The sequence below is a fragment of the Flavobacterium sp. SM2513 genome (assembly GCF_050908145.1).
GTDB lineage: Bacteria > Bacteroidota > Bacteroidia > Flavobacteriales > Flavobacteriaceae > Flavobacterium.
On the sequence record NZ_CP194228.1, the window covers coordinates 383,050 to 403,780 of the forward strand.

The window sequence follows — 20,731 nt, forward strand, 5'->3', positions numbered from 1 at the left end:
CTTTTAATTAAATCGTTGAATTTATGGGAAAAAAAATCCAAATTTCTAAATTGAAATTTGGATTTGAATAACTTTATAAACTGTTGTTAATATTCATCATATTTATCTCCGAACGCAAATGACAAGGAAAACCTTAATGTGTTTTCTAATGGACTTTTTACTTTTGAAGCAGAGAACAAATAAGAAACATCAATTTTTACGACATTGTATTTAAATCCAGCACCAAGTGAGAAAAACTGTCGAGCTCCTTTATCTTTATTTTCGTGGAAATAACCCGCACGAAGTGCAAAGGAATCTTGATATAAGTATTCTGAACCAATTGAATAGGTTAATTCTTGTAATTCCTCACTAAAACCGCCTGGAGCATCACCAAATGATTTAAAAATTCCAGGAAACCAACCGATTTGTCTGTAATCGTCATTCGTTTGAATACGCTCTTCAGCAGTAACTTCTCCATCACCATTAATATCTGGATTTTGTGGAGTAGGAACTAATAATTTAGCTACTTCTAAATTTACAGACACTTTATTGTAATCGTCTAAAATAAAATCGAAACCGGTACCTAAACGTAAATTTGCAGGTAGAAAATTTGTACTAAATTCATCTTCATCGTAACTTATTTTAGGACCAACATTTTGAATATTAAATCCAGCTCTCCAACGACCATTAAAGCTGTCGTAAGCAATTTCTTCTGACTGATAAAAACCAGCAACATCAACTGCAAATGAACTTCCCGGTGTAGAATCAGTCGTTTCGCTTGCGATTTTTAAAGAAGAACGAATATAACGACCTGCAACAGACATTGAAAATCGCTCACTTAACTTCAAAGCATAGGATCCATCAATTGCAAATTCATTTGGACTTACCACATTCGGAACCTCATCTGGACTATCTGTTTGACGTAATTCAATATCACCTAGACCAAAAAATCGCAAACTTCCTGCAAAAGCACTTTTTTCATTAATTCTATTAAAATAAGTAACCTGACCTAACGAAATATCATTCACCAAACCAGTTAAATAAGGCGTATAACTAATTGAAAAACCTTGTTTGTCTAACGAAAACGCATATTTTGCAGGGTTGTATTGTTGCGAATAGGCATCGGCTGAAGTTGCTACACCTTGATCTGCCATACCTGCGGAACGAGCGTCAGCTGCAACCATTAAGAAAGGAACTCCTACACTAATTGTTTTGCTGTAATCTTGTGCCCAAGATTGTTGTATAAAAAGCAAACTGATTGCTACTATTAAACTTTTCTTCATTCTATGTTTTTAAAAAAAATAATTAAACAAATATAATATATTATTAAAGTATAACAAGTTTCTCGAACTTTTCCGTCTTTTTATTTGTCAATGATGACTTAACGGTCAGTTTATAGATGTAAACTCCTTTACCTATTTTGTCACCAAAATCATCTCGTCCATCCCAAGTTATTTCCCTAGACAAAAATCCATCAGTATTAACCAGCTGATTTTTAGTCCAAACTACTTTTCCGGTAACGGTCATTACCTGAACTTGCACTTCCAAAGGTTCAAATGGACGATTATGAGTGAACCAAAATTGTGTGTAACTTACAAAAGGGTTGGGATAATTCAATACATTTTTCAGTGTTAAAGTTTCATCACCCACAACTATAAATTGAATATCCGCTGAAATAGGATTATTATAAACGTCCCAAGCTTTGAAAGTTAACGTATGCAAACCTTTTTCAAGATTTCTAAAAGGAAATTTTAATCTTCCTTTCTTATAATTATCTAAATCTGTTTCGTAATAATCGGTAACTAAATAAGGGTTACTTTCATCTCCATCTAAAATTGCAACCATATCGTGTCCGATTCCGCTTGCAGTATTCATTCCGTTTTCATCCTCTAATATTGCTAATAAATTTGGCGATTCGTTTGTAATTCCACCAGAAATAAAAGACTCATCGTTCATGTATAATTTAACGGTTGGTGGCGTGGTATCTGCTGCTGCATTTTCATTAATTCCACCAACTTTAATATCGGTATTTACACCCGTTTGATCTAAAAGTTGATTTGTTTTTTTTGCATAGAAACTAATTCTCCCATTCCCTAGAGGAACACGGATATCACGAGGCACTACAAAATTAAATTCAAAATTACCGTCAGTTACATTTGCATTTCCTCTGAAAATAGTTTCACCTAACTTTACAAAAGGCATTGTTAAAGCCGTTGTATAAGGGCTATCGTCTACCAATGCATCTGTAAAATCATTTCGAAGCGTATTTACATTTATATTTTTATCAAAAATTGTAACTGCAAGAGCTCCATTATAATTATCCAGAACGGTATTGTTCTCATCCACAACTTGTCCAGCAACTTTCATTACTCCCAAAGATTTAAAATCGTCAAAAGTTCCAGTAATTGGCATATCATTCACTTGAGTTAAAATGACTTTGGGCTTTGGAATTGCTAAAAACAACGCTGGGTCACCAACATAAACTACGACATTACTGTTCATTTGGTTTTTTGCTAAACGTAAAGCTTCAGCAATAGAAACGTATGGATTTCCATCGTAAGCAAATAAATATTTTGCCAAAATAGGATTAAGAACCTGAGCTGTTTGTTGTCCAATTGACCGAACTGTCGTTATCATCGAAATCGCACCACCTTGCGGATTTAAATAAGTAATTTCACCACCAGTTTGTTTGTAGGGATTATCAAAGCGTGAAAAATCACATGTAATTGTAATGAAAAGGGGATACTTGTATTGATTATTTACATTTTTACCATCTTCTTTTTCCCAAATTCGTTCGTCTGCCAAACCGTCTTCGCCACCGTGTCCCAAATAATTAAAGACTAACGCTCCTTTTTCAAATGCATCAAAAATATCTTTTCTCGCTTCTGGATAACGATTTCCTCCACCTGAGGCTTCTTGAGCATAGGAATCGAGTAAAATTTTATTGATGTTTAAAAATGGTTTTTGAATACCAATGTCGTCTCCTAATTTATTCTGGAAATATTGCAACTCTTTATCACCTTGTTTCTCACTACTTGGATCGTCAGATATGAAAATCAAATTATTTCGCCAACTTCCGTAGGATTTTAAATCGTGGTATTCAATGACTTTATTGACCATTTCGTCGGCTTCTTTTGCATCACCAACAATCATTCGTCCTACGGCAATATCAAGACCACTACCATTGGAACTTACTCCTTCATTCAAATCCATCAATCCGAAGAAATCATCCGAACAAAAAGAACCAGCACCCGTACTCCTACTGTCCATTGCTTGATAAATAGGAACAACGTTTGAATTATTAGGAATTCTATCTTTAAAATCAAATGAAGCCGCTCCAAAAAGATTTAGATATTTAACTTTATTTGTCGCAGTAGAAGCATTGTTGTACACGTATTTTACAAAATTTCGAATGGCGCCAATATCTTGTTTTCCAGAACAAAATTCAGTGTAAATGTCGTCTAGATTTATCACCTTTACAATCATACCAGAATTACTTCTGTGAAAATTAGCTAACTTTTCAGCAGCACTATTTAAAAATTTCGGAGTAACAATTAAATAATCAATATCTTGAAACTGCCCTTGTGCATTTTTAAAAATCGTTCCTTTTATATTTTGATTTTCCACTTTCGCATTAGACTCTTTTTTAGGAGAAAAATAATCTTGATTGTCAACAGCAATATATTTTCGGACTTCTCCTAGAGCGGCTTTAAACGAAAAATTACTTTGGTTATCGTTGACCTTCTTTGACACGTTATATATATCGGTAATATCCCAAACCTGAGAAATCGAATTAGCGTTGGAAAACTGAAATTCTCCAAAACCCATCATTGTTGAAGCTGCGTTATACTGAAAACGATATTGCTTTCCAAAACCACTTAAATTGCAGGTAGCTTTGACAATTAGGTAATCCAAATATCCCTTGGCACTTGGAACACCATTGTTATTAAAGGTCAATTGTACAGCCAAATCGGCACTTGCTGTAGCAGAAAAATTAAGTGTGCTTTCTGAAAAACCTAAGTCTGCTCCAGTTCCGGTTGCACCAAAATTTAAATTACCAGAATCAGCACCATTTACTTTTATATCCATTGAAGAAGTATTCAAGGAATTTGCCGCTGCAGTAAGTTGAAGTTGAACGGGTGTATTCAAAGTTATATTAGGAAGACTGAAGTCAAAAGTTTTTTCATTATCAAAACTAAAGTCATCACCAAACCACCTTCTACCTAATCGAACGATATTGATTAAGTCTTTTTCATGAAAACTGTACGAATCATAGACACTTATCGCAGTAGCATCAGAAGTAATTTCGGGCATAGAATCGATTCTTTTTCCGAAAGCACCTTGAACAGTTATATAATAATAGGACTTGGTAGCGTATAAATTTAAATGAGTTAAATTTTCTTGACTCCAATTATCAAAACCCTCTGCATAAAATAAAATATAATCGCTTGAATCAAAACTACCATCTTCTTCCCCGATAACTTGAATGGCATTTTCTGCAATATCCGATGGGTATTCAATAGCGTTACTCAAGGGAACCATTCGACCACCATTTCCGTAAATTTTAATACTCTTCGGATTGATGTTATTCACGTTAATTCCTAGCTGTTGTAAAAAAGATTTCGAAATTTTATAAACACCTGATTTCTCCACATAAAAACGAAACCATTCTCCATTTGCTAAAACAGAGTTTGAAAGCTCTGTAAAATTCCGTCTGTTGATTCCTGAATTGGAAACACCTCTTCCAATCTGATAACTAAATGATTTTACACGTTGATATCCCGATTGTGTCTTTATAATAGGAGACAAACTAATTTGAGCAAATTTATCATTCCGGGCGTTTACACTTTTGGCTGTAGCCGAAATAGATGTAGGAATATACAAAGGAGATAAATCTCCAATTTGATTAACATTCTCATAAACGACATCCGTAATTCGAAGTGAGCTTTCATTTACATCAGATTCAGTAGAAATATTTAGTCGAAACTCTACTGATTTTTGAGTTTCATCAAAGATGTAATTTTGAAAATTAAATTGCGGGACAGAATAAATATGGACACCTATACTATAAGATGAAGTTTCTTTCCAATCAATAACAAATGAACCGCTTACTTGGGCATTTGATAATGTGGAAATTATTAGAAGTAAAAAATATATTTTTCTCATTGATTTTAAAAACGCTACAAATAGGAATTTATTACAAAATCGTAAAATTAATTGATTTAGATGGTCCAAATGAATAATATTTCAATTAATTTTACGTTCTAATTCTGAATAGAAAACATTTATTCGGATTTTTGTTATTATTTATAAAAAGCGGTTGCAATTTAAAGCATAATTGTTATATTGCGCCACGAAATTTATTACCTACTTAAAGTATGAAAGTAAACAAAATTATGACGGTTAAGTTGATGTTGTCTTTGGCAATAGTTGTTGGTGCTGCTAGTTGTAGCAAGAATTCCAGCTCAAAAAATGCTTCATCAGCTACTGGTTGGAAAATCAACGATAAAAAAGGTGGTTTCCAGTTCAACACGAATTACAAGAAGCAACAAGCTGCTCCTGGACTCGTATTAGTAGAGGGTGGAACCTTTACAATGGGAAGAGTTCAAGACGATGTGATGCATGATTGGAATAATACCCCATCACAACAACACGTTCAGTCATTCTATATGGATGAAACGGAAGTTACAAATGCAATGTATGCTGAGTACCTTTTCTGGACAAAAACTGTTTTCCCTCCAACAGACGAAAATTACAAAAACATTTACGATGGTGTATTGCCTGACACACTTGTTTGGAGAAATCGTTTAGGTTATGCAGAAACATACACAAATAATTATTTGAGACACCCTGCTTATGCTTACTATCCTGTAGTAGGAGTAAACTGGATTCAGGCGAGTGAATTTGCCAAATGGAGAACAGATCGAGTTAACGAAGCTACTTTAGAGAAAGAAGGTTACTTGAAAAAAGACGCAAAAATAAACGACGTAAGTGCTGAAAGTACTTTTAGTACCGAAACATACATTAACACTCCTAGCAAAGCTTATGGTGGAAATGAAGAAATCGTACTTAAAGGTAAAAACGGTAAAGCTAAAGCTGGAAAGCCTGATGCAGATGGAAATGCTAAAGAAGCTACGAATGTATACGCTACAAGAAGTTCAGGATTAATTAATCCAGAATACAGACTTCCAACTGAAGCCGAATGGGAATATGCAGCAGCTTCTGACGTAGGAAATAGAGAATACAATCTTTATAAAGGACAAAAGAAATATCCTTGGAAAGGTTCTTATACGAGAAGTGGTAAAAGAAATGTTAAGGGAGACCAATTGGCCAACTTTAAACAAGGAAAAGGAGATTACGGTGGACTTGCAGGATGGTCAGATGATGGTGCTGATATAACAAACGTAGTTAAATCGTATCCTCCAAATGATTTTGGATTGTATGACATGGCTGGTAATGTTTCTGAATGGGTTGCCGATGTGTATCGTCCAATGGTTGATGATGAAGGAAACGATTTCAACTATTATAGAGGAAACGTTTACATGAAAAACAAAATTGGTGAGGACGGAACTGTTGAGCTAGTTACTAGCGACAACATTACTTATGACACTTTATCTAACGGGAAAATTGTAGCAAGAAACTTTCCAGGACAAATTGCTCAAGTTCCAATTGATGAAAAAGAAACTTATTTGAGACAAAATTTCTCACAAAGTGATAACCGCGACTACAGAGATGGTGATAAGCAATCTACAAGATATTTTGACTTTGGATCAGAAGAAGATACTGAGGAATCGAAGAATGCAAAAAGGATGTACAATTCTCCAATGCATAACGTATCTGTTGATAGTTTAGACAATATGGTAAGAAAATACGATACTTCTAACAAAAGAACAACTTTGATAAACAATGACGTGCGTGTTTACAAAGGTGGTTCATGGAGAGACAGAGCTTACTGGTTAGACCCAGCTCAAAGAAGATATTTTCCACAAGATATGGCAACTGACTACATCGGATTCCGTTGTGCAATGTCAAGTGTTGGTCCAAAATCGACAAAGAAATCTGCTAGAAACTAAAATTTTAGTATTCAATAAATTTTATAAGAGCCCTTTAATTAGGGCTTTTATAGTTTTAATACTTTTTCACCATGGAATTAAAAAAACTGCACCAACTATTTTTAAACTGCAATTCATTTACAACTGACACTAGAAAAATAGAAAAAAATTCTATGTTTTTTGCGTTGAAAGGCGACAAATTTGACGCCAATACTTTTGCAAAAGAAGCCTTAGAAAAAGGAGCTTTGATTGTAGTAATAGACAATATAGAATACTTTATTGACGAACGCACTTTACTTGTAGAAGACACTTTAGAAACTTTACAAAAGTTGGCTAATTTTCATCGTAATTATTTAAAAATACCTGTAATAGCCTTAACCGGAAGTAATGGAAAAACCACCACTAAGGAATTAATCAATGCCGTATTATCGGAGAAATACAAAGTAAAAGCGACTGTTGGAAATTTAAACAACCATATTGGTGTTCCTCTAACGTTACTTTCGTTTAACAAATCTACTGAAATTGGTATTGTTGAAATGGGTGCGAATCATCAAAATGAAATTGAATTTCTATGCGAAATTGCACAACCAGATTATGGTTATATTACAAATTTTGGAAAAGCACACTTAGAAGGTTTTGGAGGTTTTAACGGCGTTATAAAAGGAAAAAGTGAAATGTACCAATTTCTTAAAAACGCAAATAAAAAAGTATTTGTCAATATAGACGATTCAATTCAAGTAGATAAAAGCAATGCAATTTCACAGTATACTTTTTCTACAAAAGATAAAAGTGCTAATGTTTTTATAAACTGTAGTAAAGCCGACCCATTTGTTTCAGTAAACTACAACGGCCAAACTATTCAATCAAAATTAGTAGGGATTTATAACGCCAACAACATAAATGCTGCCATAACCATGGGTCATTATTTTAAAGTTGCAGACAGTTTGATTAAAAAAACAATTGAAAATTACAGCCCAACCAATAACCGTTCTCAACTAAGCACAAAAGGAACCAACCAGCTTATTTTAGATGCTTACAATGCTAATCCAAGTAGTATGGCAGTTGCTTTAAAAAACTTAATTGAATTGCCTAAAGCTAACAAAATTGCCTTTTTAGGTGATATGTTTGAGTTGGGAAGCGAAAGTTTTGACGAACATACATCGTTAGTTAACTCATTAAAAAACGAATCTGAAATCAGTTTTTATTTTATTGGTTTAGAATTTTACAAGACAAAAACTGAACAGCAAAACTTTCATTTTTTTGCCACTTTTGACGAATTAATAGGAGAACTTTCTAAAAAGAAATTCCAAGATAAGTATATTTTAATTAAAGGCTCTAGAGGAATGGCATTAGAGCGAATTGTTGAATTATTGTAAATTTTATTAAGCTGCAGCACGTCCTAATCGGTTGTTGATGCTTTTACCAAGTCCTTCTATTTGGAATAAGACTTGTAATAATTACATCAAAATTCATTGCATCCAATTCCAGTTAAGGTAAAATATAAATTTGCAACCGCTTCTCTCAACGAATCATTTTCTGATAAAAATCTATAAGATATATCTTCTGAAATTTGATTTACAGTCGAAAAAGGCAGCAGTCCAACTTTTTTACCTGCGTGCTTTTGGGTCTCTTTTAAATAGTTGGCAATCAAAACAAGTGGTGTTTTTTTTTGAACATAATGTCTTTTTAACACTCTTGGAGCTTCTGTTTTTTTTTGTCTTTTTTTGAAAAAATTAATTTTTCTGTAAACTTATCAATTTCAGAAATATCACAACTTCCGCGACGATATAGCATTGCTTTTCCGTCTTTAAAACAAATTATCGTAGATTCAATTCTAACTTCACAAATTCCACCATCCAAGATAAAATTTAGTTTACCATCAAAATAATTTTTAACATGTTCTGATTTTATAGGGCTAATTGAGATTAATGAATTTGCACTTGGTGCAGCAAGTGAAAAAGACAAGTGAGACAGCAACTCTAAAGTTAGTAAATGATTGGGCATTCGAACAGACTACTAATGAAGCAGTAAAACAAGTCGTGATTGCCGAAATGGGAAGTTCAATATTACCTACTACTCTATTAAAACACGAATTGACAGATGATGATTTGAAAATTATTCCCATAAAAAATTTACCAATTAAAACAATGTGGAGTCTCATTTGCTTAAAAAACAAAAAGCATTCGCCCGTTACAAAATCATATTTAGATTATTTACAAGAAAATAAAGAGCGAATTATAAGTGAAAAAACTGCCTGAACTTACAAATAACTACTACTATTAAATTGTTAAATAATAGTATTTTATTACTTTACAATAGTATTACTATTATATTTGCGACAAATAACTTAACTTATGGATAGTTTACTCGCGAACATCAAAATACAAGTACCACAAGGAATCTATATAAAAGACCCAGAAACTACTGATTTAGGGAAAAACATTTTGAAAGAAAGTATTATTTTAATTGACGAAATTGGTTTCGACCATTTTACGTTCAAAAAATTAGGCGAAAAAATAAACTCTAATGAAAGTTCCATTTATCGGTACTTTGAAAATAAACACAAACTTCTAATCTACTTATCTTCTTGGTACTGGAGTTGGATTGAATATAAATTGGTTTTTTCAACAAATAATATCAGCAATCCAGAGGATAAATTATTAAGTGCGATTGCAGTAGTTACTGAAAAAATAGAAGATGATTTAAAAACATCATATATAAATGAATCTGTTTTGAATCAAATTATTATTACTGAATTTACCAAAACGATTTTGACTAAACAAATCGATGAAGAAATTCGAGAAGGCTTTTTTGTCGTATACAAAAGAGTCATCACTAGAATCGTAACAATGTTAAAAGTACTTGTTCCTGATTACCCTTATGCTAAAAGCTTTGTTTCAGATATGATTGAAGGTTCTTTACACCAACATTTTTTGAGTAATCATTTAAAATCAATTACCGATTGTAATGAGAAAATTAGTCCAACAGATTATTACATTGATTTAACTAAAAAATTAATAAAAAGCAAAATATGAGTCCTACGAAACGTTTCTTCAAACTTTTAAAAATGGACCAAAAAGATATTTCTCAAATATTTTTCTATGCTATTTTTGCAGGGCTAGTCAGCCTGTCCTTACCTCTAGGGGTTCAAGCTATCATCAACTTCATTCAAAGTGGTCGAGTTAGTGTATCTTGGATTGTACTTGTCATTTTTGTTGTTTTAGGTGTTGCTGTTGTAGGATTTTTCGCATTTATGCAGTTGCGAATCACAGAGAATATCCAACAAAAAATATTTGTTCGCTCTTCATTTGAATTTGCATATAAATTGCCCAAAATAAAATTTGAAAATTTATATCAGGACATTTATCCTCCTGAACTTGCCAACCGTTTTTTTGATACAATAACAATTCAAAAAGGAAGTTCAAAAATACTTTTAGATTTTTCAGCAGCATTACTACAAATTGGTTTTGGAATAATACTACTTTCGCTCTACCATCCCTTTTTTATAATTTTCGGATTATTATTAATTGCATTGCTTTATTTTATTTTTAAATATTCCTACAAAACTGGAATACAAACAAGTTTATCAGAATCAAAATACAAGTATGAAGTTGCTGATTGGCTTCAAGAAATTGCTCGAAATAGAACAAGTTTCCGCAATGAAAAAAATTTTGAATTTGCCTTAAATAAAAATGATTTAATTGTAGATAATTATTTAAAATACCGAGAAAAACATTTTTCGATAATAAAAAGGCAGTTCAGTCAATTGGTTTTTTTTAAAATTGCTATTACAGCAGGACTGTTAATATTAGGAGGCTACTTGGTAATTACACAACAAATGAATATCGGTCAATTTGTGGCGTCAGAGATTGTAATTCTACTTGTCATTAATTCTGTAGAAAAAATCACTATTGGTCTCGAAACTTTTTACGATGTTTTAACTTCCTTAGAAAAAATAGGACAAGTTACTGACATGGAATTTGAAGCCGAAAATGAAACCAAAGTAGACACTTGTTATACTGCAATTAGCTTAGAATTAGAAAATATAAAAGTCCGTTTTCCAAATAGTTCTGATGATTTACTAAAGGAAATTTCACTACATATTTCTCCTGGCGAAAAAATCATACTAAGCGGTAAAAATGGTTCTGGAAAAACTACTTTAATTCGAATTTTAGCGGGACTTTTAGCTCCTACATCGGGTTTATTTTATGTAAATGATGATACTTTTCGTAAAATAAATCTCAGTCAATACCGTGCTCAAATTGCTACTATAACGCAAGGGGAAACACCATTTGAAGGAACACTGATTGAAAACATCACCTTCAATGATTCCAATGTTAGCGATGATGAACTTAGATGGGCAATTGATGCAGCGGCACTATCTTCGTTTATTAAAACCTTACCTTTGGGATTAGACACTGAAATCCTTCCTGAAGGCAAACAACTTTCTTCGTCGAATGCACAGAAAATTCTGATTGCGAGAAGTATTGTAAAGAAACCAAAAATACTTTTTTACGAAGACCCAACTGACCGAATGGATGATGAAACGGCGAGAAAAATTATTGATTTCATTTGTTTACCTGAACACAAATGGACAGTAATTGTGACCTCTACGAATCCGTATTGGAAAGAAAAAGCAAGCCGAACTATCATCATGGACAAAGGAAGAATTATCAACGATAAAAATATAAACCATGCTTAATTTATCCGATAATTATACAAAAAAACTAGAATTACTTGAAACGTATAAAACCTTAAAAGAATTAAGTAATCGACCTCATTACAAAATTTTAAATAAAGTTATTGTTGCAAGTTGCGTTTTTGGAGTTCTTATCTTATTTGTTCCTTGGACACAAAATATTTCCGGAAGTGGTGCCGTAACTACACTTAAACCCAATCAGCGTCCTCAAACCATTCATGCAGCAATCCCAGGAAGAATTGAGAAATGGTACATTCAAGAAGGTGATTTTGTGAAAAAAGGCGATACAATTTTGTTCATTTCAGAAGTAAAAGAAGATTATTTTGACCCAAACCTAGTAGCAAATACCAAAGACCAAGTGGATGCAAAAAAATCCTCATTGCAATCTTATGACGGAAAAGTGGGAGCTTTAAACAGCCAAATGTCGTCACTTTCAAAAGAAAAAGAGTTGAAGTTGCTACAAGCTAAAAATAAAATCAAACAAGGATTGCTTAAAATTAAAAGTGACAGTATTGACTTAGAAGCTGTTCATACACAATTAAAAATCAGCAACACGCAATTCAATCGTTCAACACAATTATACAAAGAAGGTTTAAAACCACTGACTGATGTGGAGGAAAAAAGATTGAAGTTACAAGAAGTTCAGGCAAAAATAATTACGCAAGAAAATAAATTATTGACGGCTCAAAATGAACTTCTAAACACTCGTATGGAAATAAATCGTTTAAATGCAGAATATTCTGAAAAGATTTCAAAAGCAAACAGTGATAAATATACTGCATTAAGCAATCAATACGACACACAAGCTCAAGTGAATAAACTTGAAAATCAGTATGTTAATTACAGCATAAGAAATGGAATGTATTACATCAAGGCTCCACAGGACGGTTATATTAATCGTGCTATGCAATCAGGACTTGGCGAAATGATAAAAGAAGGAACGCCTATAGTTAGCATCATGCCTGCCAATTATGACATTGCTGTAGAAACTTATGTGAATCCTATTGATTTGCCACTTTTGAAAAGAGGCGAAAAAGTACGTGTATGGTTCGACGGTTGGCCTACAATTGTTTTTTCTGGGTGGCCGGATATGTCTTACGGAACTTTTGGAGGACGAGTGGTTGCAATTGAAAACTTCATAAGTCCAAATGGTAAATATAGAATCCTTATCGCTCCAGACCCAAATGAAGATAAATGGCCTAAACAATTGAGTATTGGTGCAGGCGCTCAAACTTTAGCTCTTTTAGAAACTGTTCCAATTGGGTTTGAAATTTGGCGTGTACTAAATGGATTTCCTCCTAATTATTATGAATCAAAAACTGGCACAGATGCATCAGCTAAAAAATAATCTCATAAAAAAATTAGCGTTACTTTTATTGTTAATGACCTTTGGAATCACTCAAAGTCAAGAACTGCAATCTGAAATTCTTACTTATTCTGAATTTTTAGGCTATGTCAAAAAGTTCCATCCAAGAATCAAACAAGCGAATTTGAAACTTAGTGAAGGTGAAGCAGGACTAATGCAAGCTCGAGGTGCTTTTGACCCAAAAGTTGAAGTCGATTATGACAAAAAGCAATTTAAGGATAACGAATATTATTCGGTTTTAAACAGTAGTTTCAAAATTCCAACATGGTACGGCATTGAGGTTAAAGCAAGTTTTGATAATGGTGAAGGGATTTACATCAATCCCGAGAACGTAACGCCAAACAATGGCTTGACTTCAGTAGGCATTACAGTCCCAATAGGTCAAGGTCTATGGATAAATCAACGTATGACCGATTTACGAAAAGCAAAATTGCAAATTCGACTCTCAGAAGCTGAATTGAAATTAGAAGCTGTTGAAATTCTATACGAAGCTTCAGCAACATATTTTGATTGGCTTAAAGCCTATAATGAACTTAAATTATACCAAAACTATCTGAAATTTGCCGAAACAAGATACGGTGGTATAACCAAGTTAATCGAATTTGGCGACAAACCAGCGATTGATAGTATTGAAGCTGGTATTGTAATTAAAAATAGGAAAATAAACTTATTAGAGGCAGAGCTAAAATTAACGAAAGCGAAACTTGAGTTATCCAATTTTTTATGGATAGAAAATGTGCCTGTTGAACTACAGGAAACAATGATTCCCGATGAAGACTTGCAAAATACAATCGGACAAGATCAACCTAAAACTCAAATTGACGGTGAAGCAAACTTGCTTGTAAACCATCCAAAATTAGAATCACTACAAAGGAAAATAGAAATTTTGACTTTAGAACGGAAGTTGAAAGCCAACTCACTTTTGCCAAAACTTGACATTGGCTACTATTACCTATCAGAACCTTCCTACTTTGATAATTATCGGCTAGAAGACTACAAGATTGGAGTTAATTTTACCTTCCCCATTTTTTTGAGAAAAGAAAGAGGAAGTTTAAATTTAGCCAAACTCAAATTACAAGATTCTCAATTGGATTTGAATTTAGAAAGATTGCAATTAGACAATAAAATGAAAGCCGGACGGACTGAAATTACTGCTTTACAAAAGCAAATTGCTATTACAAACACCTTAGTAGACGATTACAAAAAAATGCTTCAATCAGAAGAACGTCTTTTTTCTTTTGGTGAAAGTTCTTTATTTTTAATCAACAGCCGTGAAAATAGTTTGATTAGTAGTCAAATATCACAAATTAATTTGGAAAATCGCTATTTGTATTCGTATGCGAATTTATTTAGAATCATGGCTGTTTTGCAGTAAAATACAAATAAAGTAAAATTTAATTGTACATAGTTTGACTCCGAAACTGATACTCTTTTAACTTTTAACAAAAGCAGAGTTAATTAAAGAAGTTTTCCGTAACTAATGATGTAAACATTTTCTTTACATTTTCCTTAAATTTGCACAATATCAAAAATCCAGAAATACTGTGAAATAAAAAAATTTCAATTTAAGTAAGGAGAAATTGAAAAGAATGGAAAATAAAAAAACAAGTTGGACTATTTGTCAAGAATGCCAAGGACAAGGCACGAAAAAACAACGAATCAGCAAGAAAGCAAAGCTTCGGTATCAAAATGCATTGTCTAACTATGAAAAATACAGTAGCGAAGGAACACCTCCAAAAGCTCCTAAAAGCCACCTAAATCCTTGCAGGAACTGTGCAGGAACGGGGATAATTGCATCTCATTTTCCTCCAACTCCTGACAATGTCAATTTTCCACACGTTGCCATAATTGGTGCCGGAATAGGTGGAATAGCACTTGCAGCAGCTTGTTTGCATCGGGGAATTCCATTTACAATTTATGAGCGAGACAAAAGCTTTGATGACAGGTCTCAAGGTTATGGACTAACTTTACAACAAGCCAGTAAAGCAATTGAAGGCCTGGGAATAATTTCTTTAAAAGAAGGTGTTGTTTCTACAAAACACGTTGTTCATACTACAGATGGAAAAGTAATTGGAGAATGGGGAGTCCGGAAATGGTTTGACTCAGTTCTTCAAACTACTTCAAAACGAACTAATATACATATCGCGAGACAACATTTGCGATTATCCTTGTTGAAGCAGCTTGACAAACCAAATACAATACATTGGAACCATCAATTAATAGACCTGAAAGAATCTGAAAACGGAGTAATAGAATTAAGTTTACGAGTTAAAGGAACCATAAAAACCGCTATGGCAGACCTGGTTATTGGAGCTGATGGCATTCGTAGTACTGTTCGAAAAGTACTTATTGGCGAAGAAATCAACCCACTACGGTATCTGGATTGCATTGTAATACTAGGCATTTGTCCCTTAAAAGCCCTCGATGGTATTGAAAATCCTTTACTGGACTCGGCAACCGTATTTCAAACAGCCAACGGGAATGAGCGAATCTATATGATGCCGTATACTTCCGACTCAATTATGTGGCAACTTAGCTTTCCAATGTCTGAAGATGACGCTAAGATATTGAGTGCTCAAGGACCTGAAGCATTAAAGAAAGAGGCATGCATCAGAACGCAGTGGCACTCGCCTATTCCGGAAATTCTAGCAGCTACGTCGATAGCACAAATTTCTGGCTATCCAGTTTACGACCGAGAGTTACTTCGTCCAGAAATATTGAGCAAAGAGGAGAAAGTAACATTACTTGGAGATGCAGCCCATCCCATGAGTCCGTTTAAAGGACAAGGAGCCAATCAAGCGCTTCTAGATGCATTGGCATTAGCTCGAGGAATTACAAAAGGTTGCAGACCGTTATCAGAATGGCGAAAAGTGGGTATTAGAAAAAGCGTATTAGATGATTTTGAATTAGAAATGCTACAACGTTCTGCCATTAAAGTCAAAGATTCAGCTGATGCCGCACAGTTTTTACATTCTGAAAGTGTTTTAAATGAAGGCGACGGACCAAGAGGAAGGTATATTACGAAATAAGAGAAGCTCGCGTTAATTCTATATATGCTGGAGTATATATCATCTATAAATCAATAAAACTCAAAATTAAAAGTACCTTCGAACTAGTATTCTAATTATACTTACTCAAATCTAGATTAAGAATAGTTCCTACGCTGCTAAACTCTTCATTTATCTTTGCATTCAAGATTAGTCGTTCGTTACTTATTGGATGATTAAAGATTAATTGATGTGCATGAAGCATCATTCCTTTCAATTCATAATGCTCCAACCATAACTTATTTTGCTTGTTACAACCATGAGGACGACTTCCTAAAATAGGATGAAAAATATGTTTGAAATGTTTTCGTAATTGATGCATCCTTCCCGTTTCCGGTATCGCTTCTACCAAACAATAGCGCGAAGTTGGCTTGTTATTAAATGCTAAATTGATTTCAGTCTGTTGCAAAAGATGGAAGTAAGTTATTGCATTTTGCGTAACGCCATCATCGTTGGTTAAATCATAATCAATCGTTAGCTCTTCGGGCGACCAACCACGTAAAATGGCCAAATATTTTTTCTCTACATCACGTGTTGCAAAACGCTCGTTCATAATTTTCAACACTTCCTTATCTAAAGCAAATAACAGAACACCCGAAGTTTTGCGGTCCAACCGATGAACGGGATAGACGTGTTGCCCTCCTATTTGATTTCTTAATTCCTGAATAGCGTACTCTTTTGCGTCTCGCGCATAAAATGATTTGTGAACCAACAATCCACTTGGTTTGTTAATGGCTATAATGTACTCGTCTTGGTAAAGAATTTCTAACATTTGGCAAAAATAAAAGAGATTAGGACTAAAAGTACTTTTAAGACTTATTTATTTCTATAGCTATCTACGAAGAGTTTTTAGATAGTATGAAAATCAAGGTGCCATTTTTAATCAAAAAAAAAACTCCAACATTTCTGTTGGAGTTTTCTGTGGGCGATGAGGGGTTCGAACCCCCGACCCCCTCGGTGTAAACGAGGTGCTCTGAACCAGCTGAGCTAATCGCCCTTTCGGGTTGCAATGCCTTGCGTTATTGCGTGTGCAAATATAGCACGTTTTTACATATCTCCAAACAAAAAATGAAAATAATTTAAAGTATTTCTGCAACTACAAAAGTACTTCCACCAACATAGATGATATCATTGGGAGTCGCATCTTGCAACGCTTTTTCATAAGCGATTCTAACTGAATTATATACTTCGCCAAGAAGCTCAAAATCTTTCGCTTTTTGTTGCAAAATCAATGGGTCTAATCCCCTGAAATTATTTGGTTTTGAGAAATAATAAATCGCATTTTTCGGAAAGAGAGGTAGAATTTCGCTCAAATCCTTGTCATTTACCACTCCTAAAACGATATGCAATCTAGAAAAAGACTCTTTTTGCAATTGATTCAAGACAATTTTTAAGCCATCTTTGTTGTGAGCGGTGTCGCAAATCACTTTTGGACGCTCTTGTAGTATTTGCCAACGACCTTGTAAATTCGTTTTTTCAATTACATTTAAGAATCCATTCTTACAATTTTCATCAGTAATTATAAAATCACTTACTTCATGTAGAATTTTAATCGTTTGCAAAACTGTTTTTTTATTGTGTATTTGATAGTCGCCGATTAAAGCACTTGGAAAAGTTTCGCTAACTAAATCAGAAGTAAAATAGATTGGAGCATTTTCTTGTTTTGCTTTCTCAATGAAAACAGGTTTCGTTTCCGAAGTATATTCTCCAATTACAACTGGAATAGTAGGTTTGATGATTCCCGCTTTTTCTGCTGCAATAAGCTCTAAAGTATTACCTAAAAATTGCGTGTGGTCTAATCCAATATTGGTTATTACGGAAACTGAAGGTGTAATAATATTGGTTGAATCTAACCTTCCTCCCATTCCAACTTCGATGATAGCGATGTCTACTTTTTCTTTGGCAAAATAATCGAAGGCTAAACCCACTGTCATTTCAAAGAAACTCAATTGGTTTTGCTCAAAAAAGGATTTGTGTTGGTTTATAAAATCGCAGACAAATTCTTCTGAAATATCTACTCCGTTGATTTTAATTCGTTCTCTAAAATCTTTAAGATGTGGCGAAGTATACAAACCAACTTTATAACCCGCCTCTTGCAAAATTGAGGCTAAGAGATGTGATGTAGAGCCTTTTCCATTGGTTCCTGCAACATGAATGGTTTTGACATTTGCTTCTGGATGATTGAGATAATCCATCAACAAAATTGTGTTTGTTAAATCCTTTTTGTAAGCCGATGCACCTTGTGTTTGGTACATGGGCAATTGATTGAACATCCAATCAAGGGTTTCAGCGTAATTCATCTTTTAGAATTATTCTCCTAATTTAAAGTTCACTACAATAAAGCCAACTTGCGTTTCTGGAGCGTCTGGGTCGGATTGCCATTTGTATTTTTTAGCTGTGGCAATTGCTGGATTTACCAAACATGGATTTGTATTGGTTGTTCCTTTAGTATATCGAGCATCAATTACGTTTCCGCTGCGGTTAACGGTAATTTGAACGACTACTGTTCCTGATTCGTTACAGTTTTGAACCTCTTTTCCGCTGTTACTTAGTTTTCGTCCGTTTAATCCGTAACCTCTTCCTCCACCGTTTCCCGTTCCTGAACCAAAATAAGCACTTGCGTAAGGGTCGCCGTTTGGACTTCCTTTATCTCCGGCTGTTTTATCATCGCCTTCTCCTCCTTGTGCTTTTCCGTCGGATTTTTGTCCGTTGATTAAGCTTGAAAGCGCATCAGATGTGCTTTTTGATGGTTGTTGTTTCTCGGCAGGTTTTGGTTTTACTTCTTCTTTGGTAGCTTCTTTAGTTGTTTTTTGTGGTTTCTTTGTTTCCTTAATAACAACAGCTTCTTCACTATCTTGGGTAATAATATCTTCTTTTGCAGCAGCTGCTTGCTGACTTGCAGTAGGTGTTGGTGCTGACTGAATAGCTTCTGTAGGTTGCTTGTCGCCCATTCCTGTTTCGGTCGTTCCGAAGTTAATCGCGATGCCGTTTTCTGGTGGTGGGTCAAGATAGGTTAATCCAAGAAAAAAGCACAAAATGAACAGCAACAAAAACAAGGCTGTTGTGATGGCGAATGATTTTTTTTCTTCTTCTGTTTCTAAGAATTCCATATTTAGTTGTCAGTTAACGGTTGTCGGTTATCAGTTGTAAACGGTAACTTCAATTGTCCGCTTCTAACTTCTTTTCTATATACTTATGTCTAAGTACTACTACTAATCTCTTGTTCGTAACAAAAAGCTTCTTAAAATCCCTAGCCCAGATAGTAGTGGAAAGCCCGCAATCTTAAAAGCTAATTTTTTCCTGCTTAAAAAGAGCGACCAACGGAAGCTCCTTTTTATGCTTGGAAAAATAGCTTTTAGGATGAGGACTTGGAATGAAGAGCTGGAAATAGCTCCTGAAACAAATCCTAAAAACTATTTGGGTCTAACGGCTAAAACTACTTTTATCTGATTTCTGTTGGCAATGTCAAGCACGTAAACGGCTTTTTCTATTGGCACGCCTTCTTCGGCTCTTAAAACTACCGATTTAGAGCGGTCGTCACCCATGATGGATAATAATCTTGACTCTATTTCGGCTTCGGGCACTTGGTCTTTGTCGATATACATTTCAAGTTCTTTGTTGATGCTTACTTGAATGTTTTTATTGCTATCTGTTTTTCCCTTTGCTTTTGGCAGCACCAAATCGAGTGCATTGGTGGTTACCATCGTGGAGGTAATCATAAAAAAGATAAGCAGCAAAAACACGATATCGGTCATTGACGACATGTTGAATTCTGGGCTGACTTTATTTCTTCCTCTAAAATTCATATTATGCTGGGTCGTTTAAAAGGTCTAGAAACTCAACGGCATTTCCTTCCATTTGATGTACTACTTTGTCGGTTTTTACTACCAAGTGGTTGTAACCAATATAGGCAACAATACCTACAATTAGTCCCACAACGGTAGTAGTCATTGCGGTATAAATACCTTCTGATAAGGCACCCACTTCAATTTGACCTCCGGCACTTGCCATTTTATGAAAGGCTAAAATCATTCCGATTACCGTTCCTAAGAAACCTGTCATTGGTCCTGCTCCTGAAATGGTAGCTAGCATCCCGACGTTTTTCTCAAGTTTATAAATTTCTAATTTACCTGCGTTTTCAATAGCGGTGTTAATATCTTCCAGAGGTTTTCCGATGCGGGAAATGCCTTTTTCAATTAATCGTGCAACGGGAGATTGTGTTTGTGCACAAAGCATTTTGGCACTGTCAATCTTACCATGACGTATGTTTTCACGAATTTGCGCCATGAAATTCACATCAATAACCGATGCTTTTTTGATGGCAAACAAACGTTCAAAATAAAGATACAAAGCAAAGAACAACATAATAAAAAGCGAAAGCATGATGGCTTGACCACCAATACCACCGCTTACGAGTAGTTCCATTATCGATAATGTTTTCTCAACCGGTACGGCTTCAGCCATTCCCTCTTGTGCAACAGACAAAGTGTCTATTTGTAGCAATAAACTCATACGTGATTTGTTTTTTAATTTAACGCTAAAGTATTATAAAAATTGCAAATTTTCCTTTTAATAAACTTAAAAAAAC

17 protein-coding genes and 1 tRNA gene are annotated in these 20,731 nt (G+C 34.3%); 8 read left to right on the forward strand and 10 right to left on the reverse strand.

Annotation, left to right across the window (positions count from 1 at the left end; translation table 11 throughout):
* Positions 1-86 precede the first annotated feature (86 nt).
* On the reverse strand, positions 87-1,262 hold the full coding sequence (porV, locus tag ACQ5J2_RS01475; RefSeq protein WP_432671920.1) for a type IX secretion system outer membrane channel protein PorV: 1,176 nt from the start codon (positions 1,260-1,262) through the stop codon (positions 87-89).
* A gap of 43 nt (positions 1,263-1,305) precedes the next feature.
* Positions 1,306-5,145 carry a type IX secretion system sortase PorU gene (porU, locus tag ACQ5J2_RS01480; protein ID WP_432671921.1) on the reverse strand — a complete coding sequence of 1,280 codons (3,840 nt, stop codon included), beginning with the start codon at positions 5,143-5,145 and terminating at the stop codon, positions 1,306-1,308.
* A 212-nt stretch (positions 5,146-5,357) separates the two neighbouring features.
* On the opposite strand from porU, the gene gldJ reads away from it, so the two are divergent.
* Positions 5,358-7,052: a gliding motility lipoprotein GldJ gene (gene gldJ / locus ACQ5J2_RS01485; protein ID WP_432671922.1), complete on the forward strand. Its 1,695-nt coding sequence runs from the start codon at positions 5,358-5,360 to the stop codon at positions 7,050-7,052.
* Positions 7,053-7,123: 71 nt separating this feature from the next.
* A complete protein-coding gene (locus ACQ5J2_RS01490) occupies positions 7,124-8,407 on the forward strand; it encodes a UDP-N-acetylmuramoyl-tripeptide--D-alanyl-D-alanine ligase (protein WP_432671923.1) in 1,284 nt (427 codons plus the stop codon).
* 86 nt (positions 8,408-8,493) lie between these two features.
* Here the strand turns inward: ACQ5J2_RS01490 and ACQ5J2_RS01495 are convergent, their stop codons facing one another.
* Positions 8,494-8,724, reverse strand: a complete 231-nt coding sequence (locus ACQ5J2_RS01495; protein ID WP_432671924.1) for a hypothetical protein — start codon at positions 8,722-8,724, stop codon at positions 8,494-8,496.
* Positions 8,718-9,035 carry an L-threonylcarbamoyladenylate synthase gene (locus ACQ5J2_RS01500; protein WP_432671925.1) on the reverse strand — a complete coding sequence of 106 codons (318 nt, stop codon included), beginning with the start codon at positions 9,033-9,035 and terminating at the stop codon, positions 8,718-8,720. Before ACQ5J2_RS01500 ends, ACQ5J2_RS01495 begins: the two co-directional genes overlap by 7 nt.
* On the opposite strand from ACQ5J2_RS01500, the gene ACQ5J2_RS01505 reads away from it, so the two are divergent.
* The 6 genes from ACQ5J2_RS01505 (at position 8,960) to ACQ5J2_RS01530 (ending at position 16,125) form a co-directional block, all read left to right on the forward strand.
* Positions 8,960-9,289 carry a LysR substrate-binding domain-containing protein gene (locus ACQ5J2_RS01505; RefSeq protein ID WP_432671926.1) on the forward strand — a complete coding sequence of 110 codons (330 nt, stop codon included), beginning with the start codon at positions 8,960-8,962 and terminating at the stop codon, positions 9,287-9,289. The two genes, ACQ5J2_RS01500 and ACQ5J2_RS01505, sit on opposite strands and share 76 nt — an antisense overlap.
* A gap of 96 nt (positions 9,290-9,385) precedes the next feature.
* On the forward strand, positions 9,386-10,066 hold the full coding sequence (locus ACQ5J2_RS01510) for a TetR/AcrR family transcriptional regulator (protein ID WP_432671927.1): 681 nt from the start codon (positions 9,386-9,388) through the stop codon (positions 10,064-10,066).
* The gene (locus ACQ5J2_RS01515; RefSeq protein ID WP_432671928.1) at positions 10,063-11,733 is read left to right on the forward strand and encodes a peptidase domain-containing ABC transporter; all 1,671 of its coding nucleotides are present in this window, start codon (positions 10,063-10,065) and stop codon (positions 11,731-11,733) included. Before ACQ5J2_RS01510 ends, ACQ5J2_RS01515 begins: the two co-directional genes overlap by 4 nt.
* Entirely contained in the window at positions 11,726-13,078 is a 1,353-nt protein-coding gene (locus ACQ5J2_RS01520) for an HlyD family secretion protein (protein WP_432671929.1), read from the forward strand. Before ACQ5J2_RS01515 ends, ACQ5J2_RS01520 begins: the two co-directional genes overlap by 8 nt.
* Positions 13,059-14,471 carry a TolC family protein gene (locus ACQ5J2_RS01525; RefSeq protein ID WP_432671930.1) on the forward strand — a complete coding sequence of 471 codons (1,413 nt, stop codon included), beginning with the start codon at positions 13,059-13,061 and terminating at the stop codon, positions 14,469-14,471. The genes ACQ5J2_RS01520 and ACQ5J2_RS01525 overlap by 20 nt, the downstream gene beginning before the upstream one ends.
* Before the next feature lie 214 nt (positions 14,472-14,685).
* Complete coding sequence (locus ACQ5J2_RS01530) at positions 14,686-16,125, forward strand: FAD-dependent oxidoreductase (protein WP_432671931.1); 1,440 nt, start codon at positions 14,686-14,688, stop codon at positions 16,123-16,125.
* A 91-nt stretch (positions 16,126-16,216) separates the two neighbouring features.
* Here the strand turns inward: ACQ5J2_RS01530 and ACQ5J2_RS01535 are convergent, their stop codons facing one another.
* From ACQ5J2_RS01535 to ACQ5J2_RS01560, 6 genes are all read right to left on the reverse strand, one after another.
* Complete coding sequence (locus ACQ5J2_RS01535; protein ID WP_432671932.1) at positions 16,217-16,915, reverse strand: pseudouridine synthase; 699 nt, start codon at positions 16,913-16,915, stop codon at positions 16,217-16,219.
* Positions 16,916-17,065: 150 nt separating this feature from the next.
* Positions 17,066-17,140, reverse strand: a tRNA-Val gene (locus tag ACQ5J2_RS01540).
* An 82-nt stretch (positions 17,141-17,222) separates the two neighbouring features.
* A complete protein-coding gene (locus ACQ5J2_RS01545; RefSeq protein ID WP_432671933.1) occupies positions 17,223-18,443 on the reverse strand; it encodes a bifunctional folylpolyglutamate synthase/dihydrofolate synthase in 1,221 nt (406 codons plus the stop codon).
* A 9-nt stretch (positions 18,444-18,452) separates the two neighbouring features.
* On the reverse strand, positions 18,453-19,253 hold the full coding sequence (locus ACQ5J2_RS01550; RefSeq protein WP_432671934.1) for an energy transducer TonB: 801 nt from the start codon (positions 19,251-19,253) through the stop codon (positions 18,453-18,455).
* Between the two features lie 303 nt (positions 19,254-19,556).
* Complete coding sequence (locus ACQ5J2_RS01555; protein ID WP_026976598.1) at positions 19,557-19,949, reverse strand: ExbD/TolR family protein; 393 nt, start codon at positions 19,947-19,949, stop codon at positions 19,557-19,559.
* A 1-nt stretch (position 19,950) separates the two neighbouring features.
* Positions 19,951-20,655 carry a MotA/TolQ/ExbB proton channel family protein gene (locus ACQ5J2_RS01560; RefSeq protein ID WP_432671935.1) on the reverse strand — a complete coding sequence of 235 codons (705 nt, stop codon included), beginning with the start codon at positions 20,653-20,655 and terminating at the stop codon, positions 19,951-19,953.
* Positions 20,656-20,731 lie beyond the last annotated feature (76 nt).

Excerpts from the sequence above, each read along its gene's own strand:
- ACQ5J2_RS01535 (WP_432671932.1), bottom strand. The coding sequence starts at position 16,915 with ATGTTAGAAATTCTTTACCAAGACGAGTACATTATAGCCATTAACAAA.
- ACQ5J2_RS01550 (WP_432671934.1), bottom strand. The coding sequence starts at position 19,253 with ATGGAATTCTTAGAAACAGAAGAAGAAAAAAAATCATTCGCCATCACA.
- gldJ (WP_432671922.1), top strand. The coding sequence starts at position 5,358 with ATGAAAGTAAACAAAATTATGACGGTTAAGTTGATGTTGTCTTTGGCA.
- ACQ5J2_RS01490 (WP_432671923.1), top strand. The coding sequence starts at position 7,124 with ATGGAATTAAAAAAACTGCACCAACTATTTTTAAACTGCAATTCATTT.
- porU (WP_432671921.1), bottom strand. The coding sequence starts at position 5,145 with ATGAGAAAAATATATTTTTTACTTCTAATAATTTCCACATTATCAAAT.
- ACQ5J2_RS01525 (WP_432671930.1), top strand. The coding sequence starts at position 13,059 with ATGCATCAGCTAAAAAATAATCTCATAAAAAAATTAGCGTTACTTTTA.
- ACQ5J2_RS01520 (WP_432671929.1), top strand. The coding sequence starts at position 11,726 with ATGCTTAATTTATCCGATAATTATACAAAAAAACTAGAATTACTTGAA.
- ACQ5J2_RS01555 (WP_026976598.1), bottom strand. The coding sequence starts at position 19,949 with ATGAATTTTAGAGGAAGAAATAAAGTCAGCCCAGAATTCAACATGTCG.
- ACQ5J2_RS01530 (WP_432671931.1), top strand. The coding sequence starts at position 14,686 with ATGGAAAATAAAAAAACAAGTTGGACTATTTGTCAAGAATGCCAAGGA.
- porV (WP_432671920.1), bottom strand. The coding sequence starts at position 1,262 with ATGAAGAAAAGTTTAATAGTAGCAATCAGTTTGCTTTTTATACAACAA.
- ACQ5J2_RS01505 (WP_432671926.1), top strand. The coding sequence starts at position 8,960 with ATGAATTTGCACTTGGTGCAGCAAGTGAAAAAGACAAGTGAGACAGCA.
- ACQ5J2_RS01510 (WP_432671927.1), top strand. The coding sequence starts at position 9,386 with ATGGATAGTTTACTCGCGAACATCAAAATACAAGTACCACAAGGAATC.
- ACQ5J2_RS01545 (WP_432671933.1), bottom strand. The coding sequence starts at position 18,443 with ATGAATTACGCTGAAACCCTTGATTGGATGTTCAATCAATTGCCCATG.
- ACQ5J2_RS01500 (WP_432671925.1), bottom strand. The coding sequence starts at position 9,035 with ATGCCCAATCATTTACTAACTTTAGAGTTGCTGTCTCACTTGTCTTTT.
- ACQ5J2_RS01515 (WP_432671928.1), top strand. The coding sequence starts at position 10,063 with ATGAGTCCTACGAAACGTTTCTTCAAACTTTTAAAAATGGACCAAAAA.
- ACQ5J2_RS01560 (WP_432671935.1), bottom strand. The coding sequence starts at position 20,655 with ATGAGTTTATTGCTACAAATAGACACTTTGTCTGTTGCACAAGAGGGA.